The 22777-nt window shown below is 70.3% G+C and carries 23 protein-coding genes; 12 read left to right on the top strand and 11 right to left on the bottom strand.

The window, feature by feature from the left end:
- Positions 1-6: 6 nt before the first annotated feature.
- Both ACYVO6_RS19130 and ACYVO6_RS19125 read right to left on the bottom strand, forming a co-directional pair.
- Complete coding sequence (locus tag ACYVO6_RS19130; protein WP_461062596.1) at positions 7-1119, bottom strand: Gfo/Idh/MocA family protein; 1113 nt, start codon at positions 1117-1119, stop codon at positions 7-9.
- Positions 1089-1799 carry a ThuA domain-containing protein gene (locus ACYVO6_RS19125; protein WP_461062595.1) on the bottom strand — a complete coding sequence of 237 codons (711 nt, stop codon included), beginning with the start codon at positions 1797-1799 and terminating at the stop codon, positions 1089-1091. Before ACYVO6_RS19125 ends, ACYVO6_RS19130 begins: the two co-directional genes overlap by 31 nt.
- Before the next feature lie 260 nt (positions 1800-2059).
- Here ACYVO6_RS19125 and ACYVO6_RS19120 point away from each other — a divergent pair, with 260 nt between their 5' ends.
- The 3 genes from ACYVO6_RS19120 (at position 2060) to ACYVO6_RS19110 (ending at position 4978) form a co-directional block, all read left to right on the top strand.
- Entirely contained in the window at positions 2060-2974 is a 915-nt protein-coding gene (locus tag ACYVO6_RS19120) for an expansin EXLX1 family cellulose-binding protein (RefSeq protein ID WP_461062594.1), read from the top strand.
- A 294-nt stretch (positions 2975-3268) separates the two neighbouring features.
- On the top strand, positions 3269-4210 hold the full coding sequence (locus tag ACYVO6_RS19115) for a pectate lyase family protein (RefSeq protein WP_461062995.1): 942 nt from the start codon (positions 3269-3271) through the stop codon (positions 4208-4210).
- A 105-nt stretch (positions 4211-4315) separates the two neighbouring features.
- Positions 4316-4978: a hypothetical protein gene (locus tag ACYVO6_RS19110; RefSeq protein ID WP_461062593.1), complete on the top strand. Its 663-nt coding sequence runs from the start codon at positions 4316-4318 to the stop codon at positions 4976-4978.
- A 63-nt stretch (positions 4979-5041) separates the two neighbouring features.
- Here ACYVO6_RS19110 and ACYVO6_RS19105 read toward each other — a convergent pair whose 3' ends face one another.
- The 4 genes from ACYVO6_RS19105 to ACYVO6_RS19090 all read right to left on the bottom strand — a co-directional run bounded on the left by ACYVO6_RS19105 (position 5042) and on the right by ACYVO6_RS19090 (position 8902).
- A complete protein-coding gene (locus ACYVO6_RS19105; RefSeq protein ID WP_461062592.1) occupies positions 5042-5359 on the bottom strand; it encodes an antibiotic biosynthesis monooxygenase family protein in 318 nt (105 codons plus the stop codon).
- 69 nt (positions 5360-5428) lie between these two features.
- A complete protein-coding gene (locus ACYVO6_RS19100) occupies positions 5429-6772 on the bottom strand; it encodes a D-arabinono-1,4-lactone oxidase (RefSeq protein WP_461062591.1) in 1344 nt (447 codons plus the stop codon).
- Between the two features lie 55 nt (positions 6773-6827).
- Positions 6828-8060, bottom strand: coding sequence for an amino acid deaminase/aldolase (locus ACYVO6_RS19095; RefSeq protein ID WP_461062590.1), 1233 nt, complete (start codon positions 8058-8060; stop codon positions 6828-6830).
- A gap of 239 nt (positions 8061-8299) precedes the next feature.
- On the bottom strand, positions 8300-8902 hold the full coding sequence (locus ACYVO6_RS19090) for a TetR/AcrR family transcriptional regulator (RefSeq protein ID WP_461062589.1): 603 nt from the start codon (positions 8900-8902) through the stop codon (positions 8300-8302).
- 224 nt (positions 8903-9126) lie between these two features.
- Between ACYVO6_RS19090 and ACYVO6_RS19085 the strand changes: the two genes are divergently transcribed.
- From ACYVO6_RS19085 to ACYVO6_RS19075, 3 genes are all read left to right on the top strand, one after another.
- Positions 9127-10011 (top strand): SIS domain-containing protein, encoded by an 885-nt coding sequence (locus ACYVO6_RS19085; protein WP_461062993.1) that lies wholly within the window; start codon positions 9127-9129, stop codon positions 10009-10011.
- Positions 10012-10044: 33 nt separating this feature from the next.
- On the top strand, positions 10045-10896 hold the full coding sequence (locus tag ACYVO6_RS19080; RefSeq protein ID WP_461062588.1) for a class II fructose-bisphosphate aldolase: 852 nt from the start codon (positions 10045-10047) through the stop codon (positions 10894-10896).
- A 72-nt stretch (positions 10897-10968) separates the two neighbouring features.
- Entirely contained in the window at positions 10969-11760 is a 792-nt protein-coding gene (locus ACYVO6_RS19075) for a helix-turn-helix domain-containing protein (RefSeq protein ID WP_461062587.1), read from the top strand.
- Here ACYVO6_RS19075 and ACYVO6_RS19070 read toward each other — a convergent pair.
- Positions 11750-12910 (bottom strand): methyltransferase, encoded by a 1161-nt coding sequence (locus ACYVO6_RS19070; RefSeq protein WP_461062586.1) that lies wholly within the window; start codon positions 12908-12910, stop codon positions 11750-11752. The two genes, ACYVO6_RS19075 and ACYVO6_RS19070, sit on opposite strands and share 11 nt — an antisense overlap.
- Positions 12911-12989: 79 nt before the next feature.
- Between ACYVO6_RS19070 and ACYVO6_RS19065 the strand changes: the two genes are divergently transcribed.
- Positions 12990-13652: an alpha-ketoglutarate-dependent dioxygenase AlkB family protein gene (locus tag ACYVO6_RS19065; RefSeq protein ID WP_461062585.1), complete on the top strand. Its 663-nt coding sequence runs from the start codon at positions 12990-12992 to the stop codon at positions 13650-13652.
- Positions 13653-13718: 66 nt separating this feature from the next.
- A complete protein-coding gene (locus tag ACYVO6_RS19060) occupies positions 13719-14960 on the top strand; it encodes an ROK family protein (protein WP_461062584.1) in 1242 nt (413 codons plus the stop codon).
- On the opposite strand, the gene ilvY is transcribed toward ACYVO6_RS19060, so the two are convergent.
- A complete protein-coding gene (ilvY, locus tag ACYVO6_RS19055) occupies positions 14947-15798 on the bottom strand; it encodes an HTH-type transcriptional activator IlvY (protein ID WP_461062583.1) in 852 nt (283 codons plus the stop codon). The genes ACYVO6_RS19060 and ilvY overlap by 14 nt on opposite strands.
- Before the next feature lie 88 nt (positions 15799-15886).
- On the opposite strand from ilvY, the gene ACYVO6_RS19050 reads away from it, so the two are divergent.
- Complete coding sequence (locus ACYVO6_RS19050) at positions 15887-17365, top strand: ketol-acid reductoisomerase (RefSeq protein ID WP_461062582.1); 1479 nt, start codon at positions 15887-15889, stop codon at positions 17363-17365.
- Here ACYVO6_RS19050 and ACYVO6_RS19045 read toward each other — a convergent pair.
- From ACYVO6_RS19045 to ACYVO6_RS19035, 3 genes are read right to left on the bottom strand one after another with little or no spacing between them, the layout of a single operon-like run.
- Entirely contained in the window at positions 17362-17775 is a 414-nt protein-coding gene (locus ACYVO6_RS19045; protein WP_461062581.1) for a tautomerase family protein, read from the bottom strand. The genes ACYVO6_RS19050 and ACYVO6_RS19045 overlap by 4 nt on opposite strands.
- A gap of 25 nt (positions 17776-17800) precedes the next feature.
- Positions 17801-18379, bottom strand: coding sequence for a DUF4865 family protein (locus tag ACYVO6_RS19040; protein ID WP_461062580.1), 579 nt, complete (start codon positions 18377-18379; stop codon positions 17801-17803).
- An 11-nt stretch (positions 18380-18390) separates the two neighbouring features.
- Positions 18391-18966, bottom strand: a complete 576-nt coding sequence (locus ACYVO6_RS19035; protein WP_461062579.1) for a TetR/AcrR family transcriptional regulator — start codon at positions 18964-18966, stop codon at positions 18391-18393.
- 194 nt (positions 18967-19160) lie between these two features.
- Here ACYVO6_RS19035 and ACYVO6_RS19030 point away from each other — a divergent pair, with 194 nt between their 5' ends.
- From ACYVO6_RS19030 to ACYVO6_RS19020, 3 genes are read left to right on the top strand one after another with little or no spacing between them, the layout of a single operon-like run.
- Entirely contained in the window at positions 19161-19442 is a 282-nt protein-coding gene (locus ACYVO6_RS19030; protein WP_033318566.1) for an SHOCT domain-containing protein, read from the top strand.
- Positions 19439-20200, top strand: coding sequence for an ABC transporter ATP-binding protein (locus tag ACYVO6_RS19025; RefSeq protein WP_461062578.1), 762 nt, complete (start codon positions 19439-19441; stop codon positions 20198-20200). Before ACYVO6_RS19030 ends, ACYVO6_RS19025 begins: the two co-directional genes overlap by 4 nt.
- The gene (locus ACYVO6_RS19020) at positions 20197-22758 is read left to right on the top strand and encodes an ABC transporter permease (protein ID WP_461062577.1); all 2562 of its coding nucleotides are present in this window, start codon (positions 20197-20199) and stop codon (positions 22756-22758) included. The genes ACYVO6_RS19025 and ACYVO6_RS19020 overlap by 4 nt, the downstream gene beginning before the upstream one ends.
- Positions 22759-22777 lie beyond the last annotated feature (19 nt).

Genomic DNA, 22777 nt, shown 5'->3' with positions numbered 1-22777 from the left:
TCGGCTTCACCAGGCGGCGTCTCCTCGCCACTCCTCGGCAGCCGTCAGCGGAACCGGAACGGGTGGCTCTGCCGACGTCGTCAGCTCGATCCGTCGCCCCTCGGCCGACGAGCGGAGGAGGACGCTCATCGTCTCCAGCACGTGCAGGGCGAGATCGCCGTTCGCGCGAGGCGCCCGCTGCCCGTCGGCGGCGATGAAGTCGAGCAGTCCGACGCCCCGTGCGCCTCCGGCGTAGCCCGCCGACGTCGGAAGCGTGCGCCACTGCGTGTCGCCGAGTTCGAAGAGCCGCACCTCGCCGTCGAAACCGTTCGGATCCGGAACCGTGAGGGTCCCCGTCTCGCCGTGGACCTCGATCGGCGCGGCCGTGGTGGCCACGCCGTCGAAGCTCGTCGTGATCGTCGTCAGAGTCCCGCCCACGTGCTCGAGCACACCGGAGACATGGCTGTCCACCTCGACCGGTATCCGCTCGCCCGCGCGCGGACCGGAGCCGATGACGCGCTCGCCGCGGAGCCGGCCGGCCGCCCCGATCACGGCACGCACCGGACCCAGCAGATGGACGAGCGATGCCAGGTAGTACGGGCCCATGTCCAGCAGGGGGCCACCCCCGGCGGTGTAGTAGAAGTCGGGGTGGGGGTGCCAGCGCTCGTGTCCCGGGGTGACCATGACGGCCGAGGCGAACAGAGGGCGTCCGATGCTTCCCGCCGTCACGGCCGCCCGTGCCGTCTGGATTCCGGTGCCCAGGACGGTGTCCGGCGCGCACCCCACACCGACGCCCGCCTTCGCGGCGGCCTCCATGACGGCGTGGGCGTCGGGGAGGGTCGCGGCCAGCGGCTTCTCTCCGTAGACGTTCTTGCCGTGGCCGATGGCGCCGAGGGCGATCTGGGCATGGGCCGCGGGAACGGTGAGGTTCAGCACCGTGTCCACGTCCGGGCTGCTCAGCAACTCCTCGACGGTCAGCGCCTCGACGCCGGGCAGTTCGGCGGCGACCGCCGCAGACCGGGAGGCGTCGAGGTCGGCGACCGCGGTGACGCGAACGGCGGGATGGCCGCGGAGCGTGTCCAGGTACGCGCGGGAGATGACTCCGAGACCTACGACGCCGATGCGGTGCGCGTCGCCCACAGCATGCCCCTCTCGATGATGGTGCGGATGTTGGGGTTCTCCAGCACGTCGAGGCTGTGCCCCGGTGTCGTCACCACGATGCGCCCGGCGCCCCACCGGCGGGTCCAGACCGCAGGCGAGCAGGCCGGTCGGTGCCAGGGCTGCCACGGCCGGGTGGGATGGGTGGTGGTGGCCAGCACATCGATCAAGTCGTCGTGAAGCACCCAGTACTGCTCGGTGTCCAGCTCGAAATCCTCGATGCCCGCGGTGATGGGGTGGTCGCGGCCGGGCTCGGTGATGTTGATGCTGTGCGGCAGGTAGTTGTCCTCCGCCTCACCCCGGCGCTCGCACGGTTCCTTGCCCGGGTGGGTCGCGAACTGGCCTCCCACCAGGTGGAGATAGTCGGAGGAGGCGCGGAACGAGTCGGCGATGCCGCCGTGCCAGCCAGTGAAGCCGGTGCCGGCCACGACCGCCGCGCTCAGTCCCGCCAGTTGCTCGGGGGCGATCTCCGACATGGTGATGCACTGCACGACCAGGTCGGTGGCGGCCATCTCGGCGGTGTCGGCGTAGACGTCGGTCGACTCCTCGACCCGCACGGTGTATCCGTTGCTCTGAAGGAAGGGCAGGAACAGCTTCGTGGCCTCGATCGGCTGGTGCCCCTCCCATCCGCCTCTGACCACCAGCGCTTTCTTCGGCGTCATCTTGTCCCTTCATGGGGCCCGTAGAACAGCGCCATCACTATGCGTCAGCCGCCCGCGCCCCCGAAAGGGGTGCCGGACATCGCGAAAGTTTCGCGAACCGGACGGACCGACAGAGTCCACCCGCCCGATCACGCGGCGCGAGTGACCGCTCTGCGTCCCAACTGCGCGCCGAGTTCGGGCTTGTCGCCGTACTCCCGGGTCTGGCACGATCGCTGCTCCCTGTCGCGAACGGCAACAGGTGGAGCCGTCCAGGAGGTCCGGTGCGTAGACGCTGGCTGTTGATATCGGCGGCCGCGGCACTCATCGTCGTCTCCTTGACCGTGGCGCTCCTCCCCGACAACAAGGCCGACGACGGACGAGCCGCGGCCAAGCCTTCGGCCCGTACTCAAGCGAACGTCCCGCCCGCGACGGGCTCCCCGACCGCGTCCCCCCGCGCCACCGCCGCGTCGCCGAAGCCGTCGGCCAAACGCACCCCGCCGAAAAAGTCCCCCCGCCCGACCGCCACGCCGACGAAGCCCCCGGCCGCGGACACCCCCCAAACGCCGTCCGGCGCCGCGCCGTTGGCGGGACGCATACGGCCAGGCGCCACCTACCGAGGCATCGCCACCTTCTACGACACGGACGGCACGGGCGCCTGCCTGTACGACGCGAGCGACGATGTCATGACCGCCGCGATGAACACCACGGACTACGAGACGGCGAAGGCGTGCGGCGCGTACGTACTCGTGCGGGCAGCCAACGGGACCTCCGTCACCGTCCGCATCACCAACGAATGCCCGGGGGCGTGCGCACCCGGCCAAATCGACCTCAGCGCCCAGGCCTTCGCCAAACTCGCCGACCCCACGCTCGGCCAGATCCCGATCACCTGGAAGCTGCTCAGCCCCAGCGCCGCCGACACGCTCTCGATCCGATACAAGACCGGGTCCACCCAATACTGGTGCGGCATCCAGGTCATCGGCCACCGTAATCCGGTAGCCCGGCTCGAGGTCCGCACGAGCAGTGGCTGGACTCGACTGCCGCGCACCGAATTCAACTACTTCATCTCCGACAACGGCACCGGGTGCGGCGGCGCGCTCAGGATCACCGACATCTACGGAGAGCAACTCACGGTCAACGGGACCACGATCCAGCCGGACGCCGTGCAGCCGACCCGGGTCCAGTTCGCCAAGCACTGACCCCGCTGGCGGCCGCGTGCCTGTTGCGGGGTTCCGCACTCCGATCCGTTGACATGCTCAAAACACCTGATTAGCATTCAGGAAATCTTGGAAAGCGCTTTCTCTCTGCTCGTGCCTCTGCATTCACACCTTCGTGCATCCGACGCGCGGGGGTGCATCTCCTGACGGGAGAGTGCCGACATGCACTCGAGGAACCGCAAGACGGCGTCGTTCCCGAAGACGTCCGCAAGGAAGCGTCCATTACGCACCGCACGCGGCGTTCCCGCTCTCGCGCTCGCCCTGCTGCTCGGCACGATGGTGGTGCCGGCAGGCAGCGGCAGTGCCACCGCGCAGACGTCTACGCCACAGGCCGAGACCTCGCCCACCGGCTTCGCCGCGGTCAACGCGCTCGGCCAGAACGGCACCACCGGTGGCGTCGGCGGCCCGACCGTCACCGCCACCAACACCGAGCAGTTCCTGGAGTACATCGACACGACCGGTCCGCTGGTCATCCAGGTTCAGGGCACCATCGACATCACCAGCAAGCAGGGCGTGCGCCCGAACAAGACCATCGTCGGAGTCGGTTCCTCGGCCGTCATCAACGGCGGCGGCCTGGACTTCTACCGCTCGTACAACGTCATCGTGCGGAACATCAAGTTCACCAATGCCGAGGACGACGCGGTCAACGTCGGCCAGGAGTCGCACCACATCTGGATCGACCACAACGAGTTCGTCGGGGCCGTCGACGGGGCGATCGACATCGTCCGCGGCTCCGAGTACGTCACCGTGTCCTGGAACTGGTTCAACAAGACCGACAAGAGCATGCTGCTCGGCCACTCCGACAGCAACAGCGGCCAGGACACCGGCAAGTTGAAGGTCTCCATCCACCACAACTTCTTCGACGGCTCACGGCAGCGGCATCCGCGCGTACGGTTCGGCGAACCGGTGCACGTCTACAACAACTACTACAAGGGGAACGCCCTTTACGGCGTCGCGTCGACCATGAACGCAGGTGTGCTCGTCGAGGGCAACCACTTCGAAGGCGTTGAGTACCCCTGCTACTCCGCCTCCGGGTACGACGAGTCGGGGCCGGGCCGACTGGTGCAGCGGGGCAACGTCTTCACCGGGTCCGGTACGTGCGAGACCAACGGCACCGTGACCGAGCCGCGCACCTACTACTCGTACACGCTGGACCCGGCTGCCGACGTGCCCTCGCTCGTACGGGCCGGGGCGGGCGTCGGAAAGATCGGCGGCTGAGCGCCTCCGGGCCAGGCCCACGACTTCCGTCCGCAGCACGACGGACGGACTGATCTGCCGTCGCCCCACACCCGACGGCCTCTACCCCCACAGGAGGACCCTCCCATGAGCCGACGACGACGGACGCCCGTGCCCACCGAGCGACCATCCATACCCTGGCGCAACAAGGCGGCCGTGGCCGTGGCCGTGCTCGCAGCCGCCGCGCTGGCCGGGCCTGGCGTTGCGCAGGCCACCCCGCAAGCCGCCCCGCACGTCGCCGCAGCATCGCAGGAACGGGTGGCGGCGGCCACCATCACCTGGAACCTCGAGCGCGCGAGCAACCCCACCTCGGACCAACAGGACGCCTACAACCGCATCACGGCGGCCATGAACGCCGCGGTGGCCCGCTACAACAACCTCAGCGACCTGGGCAAGTCCATCACCGTCCGCTACGACCCGGGCGTGCCCACCGCCGACGGCAACATCAACGGAACCATCCGCTTCGGCAGCAACCGCAGCTACATGACCGAGCGGACCGCACTGCACGAGATCGCCCACACCATCGGCGTGGGGACGAGCTCGGGCTGGTCCCGCCTCGGCGGCAGCGGCACCTGGACCGGCGCGCAGGCCACGGCACTGGTCAGGCAGTTCGACGGTTCGGGTGCCAAACTGTCCACGGGCGGTGGCCACTTCTGGCCGTACGGACTGAACTACGAGAACGAGTTCTCGAACGCGGCGGCCGATCGTCATGTCCAGATCGTCGCCGCCATGGTGCGCGACGGTATGTGACCCAAGGGGCCGGCCGGTGCTGGGGAGCGGCCGGCGCTCCCCAGTACGTCGGCGGGAGAACGGTCAGTCGGTCTTCGGTTCCGCCTGCTGCAGGACCTCCATGGTCCACACGGTCGACCCGGACGCAGCCGGCTTGGGGCGGTCGCTCCCGCCCTGGTGTGCTTCCTTCATCGAACCCTCCATCCAGGCCTGGAACGACTCCTCGTCACGCCACCGGGTGTAGACGAGGTAGTTGTCCGTGCCGTCGACCGGGCGGAGGAGTTCGAACCACTCGAAGCCGTCGGCACTCTCGACGAGTCCGGCTCGCGAGGCGAAGCGCTTCTCCAGCGTCTCGCGCTGCTCGGCCGGCACGGTGAGGATGTTGATCTTGACGATGCTCATGGGTTCATCCTGCCGCACAGAACGTCAGCGGTGGCGGGCGACCCCGCCCCGTCGACCCGTGTCACCGGATCAGTCGCCCAGCACCCGGCGCAGGTACGCGTTGCCGAAGCGCCGGTCGGGATCGAGGCGGTCGCGCAGAGCGGTGAACTCGGCGAAACGCGGATACGCCTTGGCGAAGTCGTCAGCGCCTCGCGTATGCAGCTTGCCCCAGTGTGGGCGGCCGTCGTGGGCGGTGAAGATGCGTTCCGCGGCCGAGAAGTACTGGTGGTACGGCGTGCCCCGGTACACGTGGACGGCGATGTAGGCGCTCTCGCGGGCCGACGCCGTGGAGAGCGTGATGTCGTCCGCGGGCGCGGTGCGCACCTCCACGGGGAAGCTGATCCGCAGCGGGGAGCGGTCGATCATGGCCTTCAGTTCGCGCAGCGTGTCGACGAGGGCCGCGCGTGGGACGGCGTACTCCATCTCTGTGAAGCGCACCCGGCGCGGGGAAGTGAAGACCTTGTAGGGAATGTCCGTGTAGGCGCGGGCGGAAAGGGCCCGGCTGGAGATCTTCGCGATCGTCGGGATGGTCGCGGGCACGGCACGGCCCAGTGAATTGGCTGCCTGGAAGAGGCCGTTGGAAAGGAACTCGTCCTCGAAGAGGCCACTGATTCTGCCGACCGGCTTCTCCGGGCCCGCGCTGCGGTTGTTGCGTTTGGTGTTGCAGTTGTCGGTGTGCGGGAACCAGTAGAACTCGAAGTGCTCGTTCTCCGCGTGGAGTTCGTCGAAAGTGCTGGTGACCTCGTCGAAGGTCATCGGCTCCTCGCGGGCCGTGAGCAGAAAAAGGGGCTCTACGGAGAAGGTGATCGCGGTGACGACACCCAGGGCGCCGAGTCCGATGCGGGCCGCCGCGAAGACATCCGGGTTCTCCTTCTCCGAGCAGGTGAGCAAGGAGCCGTCCGCCGTCACCAGTTCAAGGCCGCGGACCTGTGCCGCGATCGACGCCGACTCGCGGCCGGTGCCATGGGTGCCCGTACTGATCGCGCCCGAGACCGTCTGCTCCATGATGTCGCCCATGTTCGTGAGCGACAGGCCTTCCCGGGCCAGGACCAGGTTCAGGGTCCTGAGCCGCGTGCCCGCCTCCACGGTCACGGTCCTGGCCTCGCGGTCGATGGCGCGGATGCCGGTGAGGCGGTCGGGCCGTATCAGGATGCCGTCGGTCGCGGCGGCCGGTGTGAAGGAGTGGCCGCTGCCCACGGGCTTCACCGTCAGGTTGTCCTCGGCTGCCTGTCGCACGATGGCGCGGAGTTCCTCGACCGAGGCGGGAGTGACGTCGCGTGCCGGGTGGGCGGTGACGTTCCCGTCCCAGTTCCGCCACACGCTCCTGTGCTCGGACGCCTTGTCTCGGGGCGTACGGTAGCGGGTTGTCTCCACGACCTTCCTTCCTGCTCGTTGCGGAACTGGCTGCGAAACTTGATGAGTTGGCGGGTCAGAGGAAGGCGTGTCCCTCGCCGCGATACGTCGGGACCTGGTCGACGACCTCTCCGCCCGCCACCAGATGGAGTGTGTTCACGCGCTCGCACAGCTCGCCCGCCTTGGCGTGCCGGAACCACACGTGGTCACCGAGCCGCAGTCCATGCGCCGCCCTGCCGAGTACGGGTGTCTGGACTTCGCCCGCGCCCTCCATGGGGTTCATCCGCAGGCCCTGGGGCCAACTCAGGGTGGGCAGCCGGTCCTTGCCGTGCGGGCCGGAGGCGACCCAGCCGCCGCCGAGGACGGTGGCGATCCGGTCGGACGGGCGGCGTACGACCGACATGACGAAGTAGGCGGCGGGCCGCGGGCGGAAGTGCCGGTAGAAGTCGAACAGTCCCGGCCCGTAGAGCCCTGATCCCGCACCGACCTCGGTGATCACGTGCTCCGACGCGGTCTGCTCGATGGAGCCGGTGCCGCCGCCGTTGACGAACTCCAATGGCTGCACGGCCTCGACGGCGGCGATGGCCGCGGCGCGCCGTTCGGCCAGCTCCCGGGCGGAGAAGCGCTGCATGGCGCGGAGCGCGGCACGCTTGAGGGGAGACCCCGGCTGGTTGTCACCGAGGCCGGCGATCTGGCCCTCGTACGACATGACCCCGGCGAGGTGGAAACCGGGTCGGCCCACGATCGTCCTGGCGAGTTCCGCGGCCTGCCCCGGAGTGTGCACGGGAGAGCGGTACGGGCCCAGGTGGAGGCGTCCACCGGCCAGTTCCAGCGAGGCGTCCAGGTCGATGCAGAGGCGGAGGTCCGGTCGGCCCCCGCCCAACACGTCGTCCATGAAGTCGAGTTGGCCGATGGAGTCGACCATGAGCGTGATACGTGACGCCGCGCGCTCGTCCTTCGCCAGTTGCCGCAACGCGGTGCGGTCCGTGGTCGGATAGCCGATGACCACGTCTTCGTGCTCCTGAGCCAGCCACAGGGCTTCGGGCAGGGTGAAGGCGAGAATGCCGCGGTAGCCCTCCCGCTGGACCGCGCGCCGGATCAGATGGCGGCTGCGGACCGACTTGCTGGCCAGCCGGATGGTGGCGCGTGAGCCGGTCCGGTGTGCCAGATCGGCGGCGTTGGCGTCGAAGGCGTCCAGGTCCACCACGGCGAACGGCGGATCCAAGTGCTCGGTGGCCCGGTCGAGTTGAGCCATCCGGACCTCGCTGAGACCGACGAGGACGGAAGTGGCCGATGCCGTCTGTTGCATTCCAGAGGCTCCCTGCTGACGCGGGGCTTACGTTGCCCGGGCTGAGTTGGTCACTCGTACAAGACGCTTGACCCGTACGGATGACCGTCTCATTCCGAATGAACAGAAGTCAACGTTCTGGAGGCACGGAGACAGGAAGCCGCGGAGACAGGGAGGCACGGAGACGGGGAGGCACGGAGACGGGGAAGTGGGCATGGCGAAGCTCTTCGCCTCCGAAGCGGAGTATGAGCAGGGGAGTGTCAGTCGTCCTCGCCGACGAGGGTCATGAGGTGCTCGCCCGCCAGGCGGAGGACCTCACGGCTGTGCTCGCTGTTGCGGTCGGCCAGCCAGCACAGCGTCACGCCGTCCAGCACCGCGTTGAGGTAGCGGGCCAGGACGGGAAGGGGCACGGTCCACCGGATTCCCGCGCTTTCGGCGGCTTTCACGAGGAACTCCTGGTGGACTTCCAGGTAGTGGTCGTACTGCCGGCGAGCCAGTTCCTCGAATCCGGCCTGGCGCAGGGCGTAGTGGGTGAGTTCGTAGCCCACCTGGTGCTCTCCCGGGCTGAGTTCCACACCCTCCCAGAAGGTGAACAGGGTCTTGGTGACGCGCGCGCCGAGGTCGTCGCCCTCTGCCGCGAACACGTCCCTGGCCTTGGCGACGCTGCTGTCCGTGAGGCGGGTGATGACCTCTTGCAGAAGCTCCTCGCGCGAGTTGAAGCAGTAGTGGAAGACGCCGAGCGGCATGTTCGCCTCGCCCACGATGGCGCGTGTCGTGGCCTTGGTGACGCCGTCGCGGACCATGACGCGGATCGCCGCGGCGATCAGTTGTTCCCGTCGATCCTTCGCTGCCATGCGAGCCATCCGGCCGCCGCTCCTTCGAGAGTGAATGCGCAAGACTGATTGCGCACGAGCATGCTATCGCGGTGTCTTGGACGCTCGACCAACATAACGGCGCCGGCGCGCTCGCACAGCAGCCGGTCGACCGCGGTCTCTCTCGCAAGAACACTCAGCCAGCCCTTCCCCGAGCAGTGCGCGACGATGGAGCCATGTCAGCCATCCAGTCGGCCATCCGGGGAGAGCACGGCGTGAGCCATGTCGAGAACGAGCTGAACAGTCAGCCCGAGTGCTGGATCCGGGCGGCAGAGCAGGCCGCGGAGCACACGGCCGTGCTGCCCGCTGCGGGGGAGCGGGTCGCGATCGTGGGGTGCGGTACGTCGTGGTTCATGGCGCAGGCTGCCGCCGCGCTGCGCGAACAGGCGGGCCAGGGCGAGACGGACGCCTTCGCCGCCTCCGAGTTCCCGTACGGGCGGACGTACGACCGCGTCCTTGCCCTCACCCGCTCCGGCACCACCACCGAGGTGCTCGACCTCCTCGGCCGGCTGAAGGGCCGTACACGCACGGTCGCGATCACCGCGGATCCGCGAACTCCCGTGATGCAGGCGGCGGATGACGTGATCGTGCTCGACTTCGCCGACGAACGGTCCGTGGTGCAGACCCGGTTCGCGACCACCGCGCTCACGCTGCTGCGGGCCCACTTCGGCCTGCACACCGAGGCTGTCGTCGCCGATGCCCGCACCGCGCTGTCGGTGCCGCTGCCCGAAGGGCTGGTCGACTGCACGCAGTTCACGTTCCTGGGCCGCGGCTGGAGCGTGGGGCTCGGATACGAAGCCGGGCTCAAGATGCGCGAGGCCTCGCTGGCCTGGGCCGAGGCCTATCCGGCGATGGAGTACCGGCACGGCCCCATAAGCGTCACCTCCGCCGGAACCGCGACCTGGATGCTCGGCGAGGCGCCGGACGGTCTGGCCGGACAGGTGCGGGCCACGGGCGGGTTGTGGGTCGAGGGCAGGCTCGACCCGCTCGCCGAACTCGTCCGCGCCCAGCGACTCGCCGTGGCCGTAGCCGCGGCCCGTGGCCTCGACCCCGACCGGCCGCGCCACCTCACCCGCTCGGTCATCCTCACCGCACCCTGACCGGCGATCCCCGTCACGCCGAAAGGAGAGGCTGTGCCCCTCGCAGCAACCGGTGAGCTGGTCACCCGGGCGGCCACGGAACGCACCGCTGTCGTCGCGTTCAACATCATCACGCTGGAGCACATCGAAGCCGTCGTCGCCGGTGCCGAATCCGTGGACGCCCCCGTCATCCTCCAAGTCAGCGAGAACGCCGTGAAGTTCCGCCGCGGACGGCTGCTCCCGCTGGCCCGCGCCGCGACCGCGGCGGCGGAACAGGCCTCCGTGCCCGTCGCGTTGCACCTCGACCACGTGCAGAGCGATGGCCTGCTGCGACAGGCACCCGACGCCGGATTCAGCTCCGTGATGTACGACGCCTCGCGGCTGCCGTACGCCGAGAACCTCACCGCCACGCGGACCGCCGTCCACTGGGCTCATGACCAAGGGCTATGGATCGAGGCCGAGTTGGGGGAGGTCGGCGGCAAGAACGGTCGGCCACCGCTGGACGCCCACGCCCCCGCCGCTCGGACGGATCCCGCCGAGGCACGCGCCTTCGTCGCCGACTCCGGCGTGGACGCCCTCGCCGTGGCGATCGGCAGCGCCCACGCGATGACCACCCGCACCGCCGTCCTCGACCACGACCTCCTCAAACGACTCGCCGCCCTCGACGTACCGCTCGTCCTGCACGGCTCCTCCGGCCTCCCCGACACCGAGCTGACGGCGGCCGTCACCGGCGGCATCACCAAGGTCAACTTCGGAACAGCCCTGAACCTCGCGATGACCGGGGCGATCCGCGACTTCCTCACCGCACACCCCGACGCGGTCGACTCACGCGCGTACCTGACAGTGGCGCGCGAGGCGATGACGGAGGCGGTGGCGCGGATCATGAGGGTGGTACGAGCCCGCTGAGCTTCGCACAGAAGCACCACGAAGGCCCATCGAGTAGCTGGTAGTGCTCGGTGTCGCTGGTAGTTTTTCACTATGCGGGAGACGGAGGTCCACCTCGGGGAGCCGCCCGTCGTGGTGAACGCCGGAGTGGGCGTGCACGGCGTCGCGAGCCGTACCGATGTGTTCCGGCTGCCCGAGCTGTGGCAGCTGCACCTGTACCAGTACGACGCCGAGCTGATCGTCGACGGCACGTCGCACGCCGTCCGCCCCGGCCGGGTCAGTCTCATACCGCCCGGCACGACGGTCCGTTTCCGCTACCAGGGCCGCTCCGAACACCTCTACGCGCATCTGCGTATCGCCCCTGTCGGACCGCCGCGCACTCTCCCCGTCATGCAGGACGCAGGACCCGAACTCCCCACACTCACCGGCCTGTTGCTCCAGGCGATCGCCTCCGTGCCCGGCGCGCCCGAACACACCCGGGCCGAGATCTGGACGGCTCTGTGGCGCATCGCCCACCTCACACCGGACCCGGAGCGCCCCGGTCCGCACCCGGCCGTCACCGCCGCGATCGCGTACATCGAGGCGAACCTGGCCGCCCCGCTCACCGTGCCCGCCGTCGCCCGCGCCGCGGGCGTCTCGCACAACCACCTCACCCGGCTCTTCCGCACCACGACGGGCGGCACGGTCGTCGCCTACATCCGCCGCCGCAGACTGGACCGCGCCCACCACCTGCTGCGCGCCTCGACCCTCTCCATCCCGGCCGTCGCCGCGTCCGTCGGCATCCCCGACCTGCAGGCCTTCAACAAGGCGTGCCGACGCGAACTGGGAGCCTCGCCACGTGCCCTGCGCGGCGAGACCGGCCCGCTGTCTGGTGCTACTTCCTGACGGCCTTCAGGATCACGAACTTCGCATCGCTGGCGACGACTTGGCTGTTGCCGAAGAGGCGGCGCAGCTTCACGTGGTAGCCGAGGTGCCGGTTGCCGACCACCCATAGCTCGCCGCCCGGTCGCAGTGCCCGGCGCGCTCCGGTGAACATCCGCCAGGCCGTGGCGTCGGTCGTCGCCTGGTGCGAGTGGAAGGGCGGGTTGGTGAGCACGAGGTCGACGCTCGCGGGCGGGACGCCGGTCAGCCCGTCGCCGACGAGGAACTCCGCCTTGCCGACGGTCCCATCGGAGTTAGCGCGGTACGTCGCCTCCGCCGAGGCCACCGCCTGGTACGACTCGTCCACGAACAGCACGTCGGCTTCCGGGTCGGCCAGCGCCATCGCCGTACCGACCACGCCGTTGCCGCAGCCCAGGTCCACCACGCGCCCGGCCCCGGGCCCGTACGGCAGATGCTGGAGGAAGAACCGTGTGCCGATGTCGAGGCGCTCGGCGCAGAAGACGCCCGCGTGGTTGACGACGGTGCGGCCGGAGACGGGACCGATGCCGTCGGGCAGTGTGTAGGTGTGCGGCCAGGGGTTCTTCGGCCGGGTGAGCGCGGGGTCCGGTTCGCAGAAGATCAGCCGGGCCTTCTTCTCGGCCAGGGAGGTCCTGGTCGGGCCGAGGATCCGCTCGAACAGCCGCAGTGTCGAGGTGTGGATCTCCTTGACCATGCCGGTACCGACGACGACCGTCCCCTCGTGCACGCCGGGCGCCAGCCGCAGCAGCTGGTCCTCCAGGAGCGCGAGGCTCTTGGGTACGCGGATCAGGAGCACGTCGATGCGTACGGGCGGCGGGTCCTGGGTGGTGAGCAGGCGCACCGAGTCCGCGTCGACGCCGTTGCGTGCGAGGTTCGCGCGGGTCGCCTCCTGGGCGAGGAACGAGTCCGTGATCTGCACCGGCCGCAGCGAGTGAAGGGCGGTGACGAGAGCGCCCCAGCGGTCGCCCACCACGACGACGGTTCCGTCGAGCGGCTGTCCTCGCTCCGCGAGTTCCGCGAGATGACTCAGCAGATACGCGTCGGAGGCGTCCCAGGCGCGCAGCCGGTCACGGGGGTCTTCGGGGAAGCGGGCAAGCTCGGGCTCGCCCCATGGTGTCGTCATACGGTCGGTCATCGTGGGCCCCAGGCTAGCCGAGCCGCAGCTCATGGGGATTTCGGCGTGACATCCGGGGGCCCTGCGCGACGATGGAGCCATGGACAGCGAGCTGTTTCCCCGGAGCCGTACGGAGGTCGCGCCAGGCGCGGTGCACGTGCCGGACTGGGCCGATGCCGGGCGCCAGCGTGAACTGCTGGAAGCCTGCCGCGACTGGTCGCGCCCGCCCGCCGGCCTGCGCACGGTCCACACACCAGGCGGTGGCACGATGACGTCCCGGCAGGTCTGCCTCGGCTGGCACTGGTATCCGTACGGGTACGCGCGCACGGTCGTCGACGGCGACGGCGCACCCGTGAAGCCGTTCCCGGAATGGCTGGGCGAACTCGGCCGTCGCGCGGTGGCCGATGCCCTCGGGGGCGACGATGCCTTTGCGGGCGAGCCGACAGCCCCGTACGACATCGCCCTGATCAACTTCTACGACGCCGACGCCCGCATGGGCATGCACCGCGACAGCGACGAGAAGTCCGACGCCCCGGTGGTGTCGCTGAGTCTCGGCGACACGTGCGTCTTCCGCTTCGGCAACACGGAGTCGCGTACACGCCCGTACACGGACGTGGAGCTGCGCAGCGGCGACCTCTTCGTCTTCGGCGGCCCCGCCCGGCTCGCCTATCACGGCGTACCGCGCGTGCACCCGGGCACCGCGCCCCCGGAACTTGGCCTCACGGGCAGACTCAACATCACGCTGCGGGCCAGCGGCTTCTAGGCCACTTCCAGGCCCCGTACTTCCAGCCGGATCCCCATCAGAGCGGATCATGGGAGACTCCCCCTCATGAACGGCAAGCCGACCCCCCGAGCAGCGGGAGAAGGAACCACAAGGACCCGGCTGGACCGCGGACGCGGCGCGCTCGGGCCCGCGTTGGAGCTCGTGCACACGGGACGCGCGCCGACGCGGGCCGTGCTCACCGCCGAACTGGGGGTCACGCGGGCGACGGCGGGCGCGGTGGCCGCGGAGCTCGAAGCGCTCGGGCTGATCCGGGTCGACGCCCGCCCCGGCGCCGCCGCCGGCTCGCAGGGCCGACCCTCGCACCGGCTCCGACTCGCCGAGGACGGGCCCGTCGCCCTCGCCGCCCAGGTGCACGCCGACGGCTTCCGCGCGGCGCTGGTCGGGCTCGGCGGCCGTATCGTCGCGACCGCGCCCGGCTGCGAGATCGTCGACGCCGACCCGGCGAAGGTGCTCGGCTCGGTCGTCGACGCGGGCGCCCAGCTCCTCCAGCAGACGGGACGCCACTGCGTGGGCGCCGGACTCGCCGTGCCGTCCGCCGTCGCCGAACCCGAGGGCACGGCCCTCAACCCGCTCCATCTGGCCTGGCCGGCCGGCGCACCCGTACGGGAGATCTTCGCGGAGCGGATCCACGCGGCCGGGATCACCGGCCCCGCGTTCGCCGCCAACGACGTCAACCTCGCCGCACTCGCCGAGCACCGTCACGGCGCGGGCCGCGGCGCCCGCGACCTGCTGTGCGTGGCCACAGGACACCGCGGCGTCGGCGGCGCGCTCGTGCTCGACGGCCGACTGCACACGGGCAGTTCGGGCCTGGCACTCGAAGTCGGCCACCTCACGGTCAACCCCGAGGGCCGCCCCTGCCACTGCGGCAGCCGCGGCTGCCTGGACGTCGAGGCGGACCCGCTCGCCTTCCTCACCGCGGCGGGCCGCGACCCCGGCCCTGAGGTCTCGCTCCTCCAAGAGGCAGGCGACCTGATCCGCAACCAGTACGCCGACCCGGCCGTCCGCACCGCCGCCGAAGCACTGATCGACCGGCTCGGCCTCGGACTGGCGGGACTGGTCAACATCCTCAACCCGGACCGCATCATCCTCGGTGGACTCCACCGCACCCTCCTCGATGCCGACCCGGAACGTCTGCGCGCCGTCGTCGCCGATCGCAGCCTGTGGGGTCAGAGCGGCGGCGTACCGATCCTCGCCTGCACGCTCGACCACAACAGCCTGGTGGGAGCGGCCGAGTTGGCGTGGCAGCCGGTGCTCGACGATCCGCTCGCCGCGCTCACGGCCCGGTAAGGCTCCAGAGCGCCGACACCAACGGCCGCCGCAGATCGGCGCGTCGTACGCACAGGCCGATCGGGAACGGCTCCGGCCCCGGAGTGGCGGGCAGCACGGTCAGACGGTCGCGCACCGCGCTGTGCTCGAGCACGAGACGGGGTACGACGCCGGTGCCGCAGCCGAGCGCGACCAGCGTCAACAGCCCTTCGTGGCCGTCGGGTTCGGCCGCCACCTCGGGCGTGACGCCCCGCGCGCGGAACCATCGGTCGGCCGCCTCGCGCACCAGTCCGCGGTGCGGCAGCACGAACGGCCCGTCGAGCCCGTCGTCCGCGCGGTCGCGGGCCGTCACAATGACCAGCTCGGTCACCGCCACCGTCCGGCTGACCAACGGCCCCGGCAGCCTCGCCGGAATGCCCGCGACCGCCGCGTCGACCTCGCCCTCGTCGAGGCGGGCGAGCGCGGCTGCCGCGTCGCCGGTGCGCAGGTCGAGGCGTACCTGCGGATGGGCGGCGCGAAAGGGTGCGAGGAGGTCGGGCAGCAGCGCCTGACAGGCCGTCACTGTCGCGAACACGGCCAGCCTGCCGGTGAGTTCGGCCGGGTCCGGGTGCTCCTCGCGGTACGTGCGCCACAACTCCAGCGCCTCCATCGCGTACGCGCGGAAGCGGTGCCCCTCCGCCGTCAGCGACACCCCGCGCGGGCCACGGTCGAAGAGCCGGTGGCCGAGCCCCGCCTCAAGGCGCTGCACGGTGCGGGTGAGTGTCGCGGGGCTGACATGACAGTCCAGACTCGTCCGGCCGAAGTTCAGCGTCTGCGCCAGATGAAGAAACAGCCGCAGCTCGCGATAGTCATTGAGCATGCCTTCACCTGCATCTTTCATCTACCGCAACACTCCGCTGCACAAGTTGCGCTTGCCGCAACACACGGGCGGAGCCTACAACTCGACCATGGCCCCGACCGTGACTTCGACGTATGCCTCCACCGTCTTCCCCCTCGAAACCATGACCGTCCCCGGCGGCACCGAGACGATCCTGCGCGGTGGCCGCCACCTCTTCCCCCTGCTACCGAAGGCCTTCGCGGGCGTCCACCGCATCGGCGTCATCGGCTGGGGTCCTCAAGGCCGCGCCCAGGCAGGCAACTTGAGGGACTCCCTCGCCGGTACGGACATCCGCGTCGCCGTCGGACTGCGCCCCGGTTCCGCCTCGGCCGCCGACGCCCGCGCGCACGGGTTCACCGAGGCGGACGGCACGCTCGGCGACTGGCTCGCCGTCACCGCCGAGAGCGATCTGCTGATCCTGCTGATCGCGGACGCCGCGCTCGCCACCCACCACCGGGAGCTCTTCGCGGCGCTGAAGCCCGGGGCCACGATCGGCCTGTCGCACGGCTTTCTGCTCGGTCATCTCCGGGAAACCGGCGGCGAGTTCCCCGCCGGACACGGGGTGATCGCCGTCTGTCCCAAGGGCATGGGCGACTCGGTGCGACGGCTGTACCGGCAGGGCGCGGAGATCAACGGCGCCGGAATCAACAGCAGTTTCGCCGTGCACGCCGACCCCGACGGGCGCGCCGTCGACCGTGCGCTGGGCTGGTCGGTCGCGCTCGGCTCCCCGTACACTTTCCGCACCACACTGGACAGCGAGTACCGCTCCGACATCGTCGGCGAGCGCGCCATCCTGCTCGGCGCCGTCCACGGCATCGTCGAGAGCCTGTACGCGCGCTTCCGCCTCGCAGGAGACGACCCGGTGACCGCGTACGAACGGTCCTGCGAGAACGTCACCGGCCCGATCGCCCGCACCATCTCCCGCTCCGGCCTGCGGGCGGTACGCGAGAACCTCGACCCGGCGGGGCGGGACACCTTCGACCGCGCGTACGCGGCGACATACGGGCCCGCCCGCGATCTCGTCGCCGAGATCTACGACGAAGTCGCCGACGGCACCGAACTGCGCAGCGTGATCCTCGCCGAACAGCGCCTCGGCACCCGCCCGATGACCGAGATCGGCGGCTCGCCCATGTGGGCGGCAGGCGACGAGGCACGCGTCCGGCGAGCCGAACGCGCCCTGCCCGTCGACCCGTTCACGGCCGGAGTGTTCATCGCCACCATGACAGCCCAGATCGACGAGTTCGCCGAGCGCGGCCACCCCTGGTCAGAAATCGTCAACGAGTCGGTCATCGAAGCCGTCGACTCACTGCTGCCGTACATGCACGCCCGCGACGTCGCGTACATGGTCGACAACTGCTCCCGCACGGCCCGCCTGGGCGCCCGCCGCTGGGGCCCGCGCTTCCAGGCGGCCTATGAGCAGATCGCCTTCCCGGCCTCCGAAAACCCGGCGGACCAGGCCCTGTTGAACGCCTTCACCACGAACCCGGCGCACGAGGCGCTGGCTGCGGCGGCCAAACTCCGGCCGTCCGTGGACATCGCCGTGGTCTAGGACGAAGGTCCGGTCGCGGCGGAGGAAACGGCGTACTGTGCCACCCCTTCGCCGAACGACCAGTCGATCGGCTCGTTCTCGATCAGGTTGATGAACACGTTCCGCGGCTCGGTCCCCGCGTAGGCCCGGGCGAGTTCGGCGATCCGCTGGTACAGCGCCTGCTTCTGCGTGGGGGTCCGCCCGGAGCGCAGGGTGATCGTGACATACACGAGGCCGTCGTCCCGGTGGATGCCGAGGTAACCGTCGTCGTAGCGCAATGTGCTGCGGCTGCCGTCATGGCCGACCAGGACCTGGAACCGGTCGTCGGGCGGGATCCCGATGGCCTCCACCAGGGCGTCGTGCACGGCACGACCTAGGGCATCGAGCCGATCGGGGTCGACTCCGAGGGCGTCTATGCGGACGAAGGGCATGGCTCTCCTTGTCGAAAAGGGTGACTTACAGGGCTTGCGGCAGCCGGTCCCGTCCCGGCGCCGACATGTGCAGCACCTCGTACACGTCGCCGTCGGCCTTGGGCGTGTCGTGCTCCCAGAGGGAGAAGCGGACGAGCTCCCAGCGGCTGGTGTCCACGGCCGCCGCCGCGAGCAGCGCGCCGTCCTCGCCGGCCAGCCGACCGGTCTCGCGTACGGCCTCCTCCGCGATCTCGGTCAACGGCACGCCGTCCGTCAGATGTTGGCGCCGCAGCACCGCGACGCGTGCGGGGGAGTGGACGGCGCCACCCTCCTCGTACGCCAGGCCGGTCCACTGCCGGACCGACGGCCGCCCGAAGTCGTCGACGATGCCCTGGAAGGGGCCTCCCCAGAGGAAGGAGTTCATGCCGGCCGCGGTGTTCCACAGGTAGAACGGCGCGTACTGGTTGACCGGCGACCCGCGCACGTCGCGCTCGCGTATCAGGTACGTCTTGAAGCCGAGGCCCTCCCAGCCGTCGAGCAGGTGCCCCTTGCGTGCGACCCGGTCGCGGATGATGGCCATGTCGTAGTCGGCGGGCAGGGTGAGCGCGTACTGCATGGCGTGCAACGAATGCCTCCTCAGGGACGGTCTTCCGGGTTGGCGGGAGCGAGCAGGGACAGCAGCCCCCGTGCACCCGCGTCGAAGGCCGAGGATGAACCGGACGCACGGGCCAGGACATAACCGCCCTGGACGGTCGCGACGACGGCAGCCGCGATCTCCTCACCGTCCAGCGAGGGCGCGAACTCGCCCTGTTCCTGGCCCTCTTCAACGATCCCGGCGAGCCGTTCCCGCAGCCAGTCGAGCGTCTCGTCGACCGGCGCGCGCAGCTCGTCGCTGGCGATCACGTCGGGGTCCATCGTGAGCCGCCCTATCGGGCAGCCGCGCAGCACGTCGCGCTCGCGCCGTAGATACGCCTCGATGCGCTCGTGCGGCGTGCCCGGCCCGTCGAGTACTCCCGCGGCGGTAGCCCGCATCTCCTCGGCTGTCCGCCGGATCGCGGCCAGGGCGAGGTCCGGCTTCCCCTTGAAGTGGTGGTACATGCTGCCCTGCCCGGCACCCGCGCGCTCCAGGATGGCCTTGGGGCTGGTGCCCACATAACCGCGCTCCCACAGCAGCTCCCGGGTGGACTCGATCAAACGCTCCGACGTGCTCATACACGTACTGTACATACTAGTAGTTACAGAAGTCGAACCCCGTAAGGAGCAACGGTGAGCAGCCCGCGTACTCCCGCGGAGGTACGCGCACTGCCGCTGGCCGTACGACGACCCGGGACCCCCTGCGGGACGACTCTCGGAAGCGACACGCAAGGACATCGCACAGCACATCGCTACCGAGGAGTTGACCGATCATGCAGACTCTCGCGCACTTCGGCGACGGCGGGCCCGGCCCGTGGATCCTGTTCTTCCCGGTGATCTGGGCACTGGTCATCGGCGGCGGCATCGCACTGCTGCGCCGCACGGTGTGGCGCGGACGCCGCGGCCCCTGGCGACCGGCCGCCGAGGACAACTCGCCCATCACCGTGCTCGGCCACCGCTTCGCCTCCGGCGAGATCGACGAGGACGAGTACTGGCGCCGGTTGTCCGTCCTGGACGAGCAGTTCGGCCGGACCGGCAAGGGCGGTGCGACATGACCACGACGACCACCACCACGCGCACCGCCGCCCGCGTAGTCGACGCCGTGAAGGTGTACGGCAGCGGCGACACCAGCGTGAGGGCCCTGGACGGGGTGAGCGTCGACTTTCCGGCCGGCCGCTTCACCGCGATCATGGGGCCCTCGGGCTCCGGCAAGTCGACCCTGATGCACTGCGCGGCCGGACTCGACACGCTCACCTCGGGCACCGCCCACATCGGCGACACCGAGCTGAGCACCCTCGACGACCGCCGCCTCACCCTGCTGCGCCGCGACCGCGTCGGCTTCGTGTTCCAGGCGTACAACCTGGTGCCTACGCTGACCGTCGCGGAGAACATCACGCTGCCGCTGGACCTTGCGGGCGGCAAGGGCGACATCCGCGACAAGGAATGGATCGACGCGCTGATCGACGTCGTCGGCCTGCGCGGCCGGCTGCACCACCGGCCCTCCGAGCTCTCCGGCGGCCAGCAGCAACGCGTTGCCGTGGCCCGGGCGTTCGCCGGCCGGCCGGACGTCGTCTTCGCCGACGAGCCGACCGGCAACCTGGACTCCCGCTCCGGCGAGGAGGTCCTCGGCCTCCTCGGCCGCACGGTGCGTCAGACGGCCCGCACGGTCGTCATGGTCACCCACGACCCCGTGGCCGCCGCCCACGCCGACGAGGTCGTGTTTCTCGCGGACGGGCGCCTGGTCGACCGTATGACCTCCCCGACCGCCGACAAGGTCCTGGATCGCATGAAAGCCTTCGAGGTGCCGTCATGAACGCGTCCGTGCGCATCAGCGTGTCGTCCCTGCGCGCCCACAAACGGCGCTTCGCCGGTACGTTCCTGGCGGTGCTCCTCGGAGTCGCCTTCCTGGCCGGCACCCTCGTCATGGGCGACACCCTGCGCGCCAGCTTCGACACGATGTTCGGCAACGCGACGAGCGGCACCGACGCCGTCGTCCGCAGCGCCGACACCATCACCACGCCGGGCGAGAGCCAGGGCGTACGACAGCCCGTCGACACCGGCCTGGTGCAGAGGATCGAGGACACGCCCGGCGTCGCCGCCGCCGTGCCCAACATCGAGGGCGCGGGCCAGCTCATCGGCGCCGACGGCGACCCCATCGGCGGCGCAGGCCCGCCCACGCTCGCCGGCAACTGGATCGACGACCCGAAGCTCAACCCGTACCAACTCGCCGAAGGACGCACCCCGTCGAAGTCCGGCGAGGTCGTCGTCAACCGCGGCACCGCCGAGCGGGGCGACCTGAAGATCGGCGACACCACGACCTTGCGTACGCCCGACCCGGTCAAGGTGACGATCGTCGGTCTCGCGACCTTCGGCGGCGAGGACGGCATGGCTCAGGTGACCTTCACCGGTATGACGCAGGCCGACGCCGAGAAGTACCTCACCGCGAAGCCCGGCGAAGCCGCGACCATCCAGGTGCGGGCCGGTCCCGGCACCAGTCAGCAGGAGCTGGTGGACGCTCTGACTCCCGTACTGCCCAAGGGAATTGAGGCGATCACCGGTCAGGAGTCGGCCGCGGAGAACACGGACATGATCTCCGGCCAGTTCCTGAGCCTGTTCACCACCTTCCTGCTGGTGTTCTCGGGCGTGGCGCTGCTGGTCGCGACCTTCTCCATCCACAACACCTTCGCGATCGTCGTGGCCCAGCGCACCCGGGAAAACGCCCTGTTGCGTGCACTTGGCGCCTCGCGCAGGCAGGTCACCGTCTCGACACTCGTCGAGGCGAGTGCCGTCGCCGTGGTGGCGTCCGCGGCGGGGCTCGTGGGCGGTATCGGTATCGCGGCCGGGCTGCAGGCGCTGTTCCCGGCGATCGGATTCCCGTTCCCGGACGGCGACTTGGTGATCAGCGGCCTGTCGATGCTGCTGCCGCTGGTGGTCGGCATCGTGGTCTGCCTCGGCTCCGCGCTGCTGCCCGCCGTCCGCGCCGGACGCACCGCACCGCTCGCCGCACTGCGGGAGACGGCCGTCGACCAGTCCGGCGCGTCCCGCCCCCGCGCCGTCGTGGGCGGCGGACTCGGCGCGCTGGCCGTCGCGGTCGCGCTGACCGGGGTGTTCGTGAGCCCGTCCCTGTGGCTCGCGGGCTCCGGTGCCCTCCTGGCGCTCGCCGCCTTCGTGGTACTCGGTCCGGTCGCCTCCACCACGGCCGTACGTGTCCTCGGCAGCCCGCTCGACCGGCTGCGCGGTGTCACCGGCGGGCTGGCCCGGCGCAACGCCCTGCGCAGCCCGAAGCGGACCGCCGCCACCGCGAGCGCGCTGATGATCGGCGTGGCCGTCGTCTCGCTGTTCACGGTGTTCGGAGCCTCGCTGAAGGCCACCATGGACCAGACGGTGTCGCGGTCCTTCGCGGGCGATGTCGCCGTCAGTACCCCGTCGTTCGGTGCGGGCGGCAGCGGACTGAGCCCACGGCTCGCGGACGCCATAGGGGAGCGGCCCGAGGTGGACACGGCGGTCGGTCTGGGCCGCGGCGTGGCTGAAGTCGACGGCAAGGGGCGCGCGTTGACGGTCACCGACCCGGCCGCGCTGGAGCGAACCTTCGACCTCGGCACGGTCCAGGGCTCGATGCGGAACCTCGGCACGGACGGTATCGCCATCACCGAAAACGAGGCAGACGAGCAGGGCCTCAAGACCGGCGACACGGCCCAACTCGCCTTCACCGACGGCAATAAGGAGACCTTCACGGTCCGCGCGCTCTACGGTCAGTCGGAACTCGCGGGCGACTACGTCATCACCCGCGAGGCCTGGGCCCCACACCGCACCCAGGACTCCGACACCCTCGTCGCCGTCTCCTTCAAGGACGGCGTGAGCGCGGCCGACGGTAAGGCGGCGGTCGAGCAGGTCGCGGCGGCGTACGGCAACCCCGAGGTGCAGACCCGCGACGAGTACGCACAGTCCTCGGCCGGAGGCATCGACATGATGCTCACCCTGGTCTACGCACTGCTCGCGCTCGCGGTGCTGATCGCGCTGCTCGGCATCGCCAACACGCTGACCCTCGCGATCCACGAACGCACCCGCGAACTGGGCCTGTTGAGGGCGGTCGGGCAGACCCGGGCGCAGCTGCGCGCCATGGTCCGCTGGGAATCGGTCCTGGTCGCCGCGTTCGGCACAGTGGGCGGACTCGTCCTCGGCGGCTTCCTCGGCTGGGTACTCGTCAAGGCGTCCGACGGCGCCAGCGACAGTGCCTTCGCCTTCTCCCTGCCGCCCACCCAGCTCGCCCTGGTGGCGCTCGTGGGCCTCGCAGCCGGAGCCCTCGCGGGCCTGCGCCCGGCCCGGCGGGCCGCACGCCTGGATGTGCTGCGTGCCATCGCGACCGAATGAGGAGTGACGTCCTGGTCAC

The sequence above is a fragment of the Streptomyces pseudoechinosporeus genome (genome assembly GCF_054783935.1).
Note: the sequence above shows the minus strand (reverse complement) of the source record. Positions and strands in the feature narration are given on the sequence as shown.

Excerpts from the sequence above, each read along its gene's own strand:
- ACYVO6_RS19125 (WP_461062595.1), bottom strand. The coding sequence starts at position 1,799 with ATGACGCCGAAGAAAGCGCTGGTGGTCAGAGGCGGATGGGAGGGGCAC.
- ACYVO6_RS19115 (WP_461062995.1), top strand. The coding sequence starts at position 3,269 with ATGGTGGTGCCGGCAGGCAGCGGCAGTGCCACCGCGCAGACGTCTACG.
- ACYVO6_RS19110 (WP_461062593.1), top strand. The coding sequence starts at position 4,316 with ATGAGCCGACGACGACGGACGCCCGTGCCCACCGAGCGACCATCCATA.
- ACYVO6_RS19105 (WP_461062592.1), bottom strand. The coding sequence starts at position 5,359 with ATGAGCATCGTCAAGATCAACATCCTCACCGTGCCGGCCGAGCAGCGC.
- ACYVO6_RS19095 (WP_461062590.1), bottom strand. The coding sequence starts at position 8,060 with ATGCAACAGACGGCATCGGCCACTTCCGTCCTCGTCGGTCTCAGCGAG.
- ACYVO6_RS19090 (WP_461062589.1), bottom strand. The coding sequence starts at position 8,902 with ATGGCTCGCATGGCAGCGAAGGATCGACGGGAACAACTGATCGCCGCG.
- ACYVO6_RS19075 (WP_461062587.1), top strand. The coding sequence starts at position 10,969 with ATGCGGGAGACGGAGGTCCACCTCGGGGAGCCGCCCGTCGTGGTGAAC.
- ACYVO6_RS19070 (WP_461062586.1), bottom strand. The coding sequence starts at position 12,910 with ATGACCGACCGTATGACGACACCATGGGGCGAGCCCGAGCTTGCCCGC.
- ACYVO6_RS19065 (WP_461062585.1), top strand. The coding sequence starts at position 12,990 with ATGGACAGCGAGCTGTTTCCCCGGAGCCGTACGGAGGTCGCGCCAGGC.
- ACYVO6_RS19060 (WP_461062584.1), top strand. The coding sequence starts at position 13,719 with ATGAACGGCAAGCCGACCCCCCGAGCAGCGGGAGAAGGAACCACAAGG.
- ilvY (WP_461062583.1), bottom strand. The coding sequence starts at position 15,798 with ATGCTCAATGACTATCGCGAGCTGCGGCTGTTTCTTCATCTGGCGCAG.
- ACYVO6_RS19050 (WP_461062582.1), top strand. The coding sequence starts at position 15,887 with ATGGCCCCGACCGTGACTTCGACGTATGCCTCCACCGTCTTCCCCCTC.
- ACYVO6_RS19045 (WP_461062581.1), bottom strand. The coding sequence starts at position 17,775 with ATGCCCTTCGTCCGCATAGACGCCCTCGGAGTCGACCCCGATCGGCTC.
- ACYVO6_RS19035 (WP_461062579.1), bottom strand. The coding sequence starts at position 18,966 with ATGAGCACGTCGGAGCGTTTGATCGAGTCCACCCGGGAGCTGCTGTGG.
- ACYVO6_RS19030 (WP_033318566.1), top strand. The coding sequence starts at position 19,161 with ATGCAGACTCTCGCGCACTTCGGCGACGGCGGGCCCGGCCCGTGGATC.
- ACYVO6_RS19025 (WP_461062578.1), top strand. The coding sequence starts at position 19,439 with ATGACCACGACGACCACCACCACGCGCACCGCCGCCCGCGTAGTCGAC.
- ACYVO6_RS19020 (WP_461062577.1), top strand. The coding sequence starts at position 20,197 with ATGAACGCGTCCGTGCGCATCAGCGTGTCGTCCCTGCGCGCCCACAAA.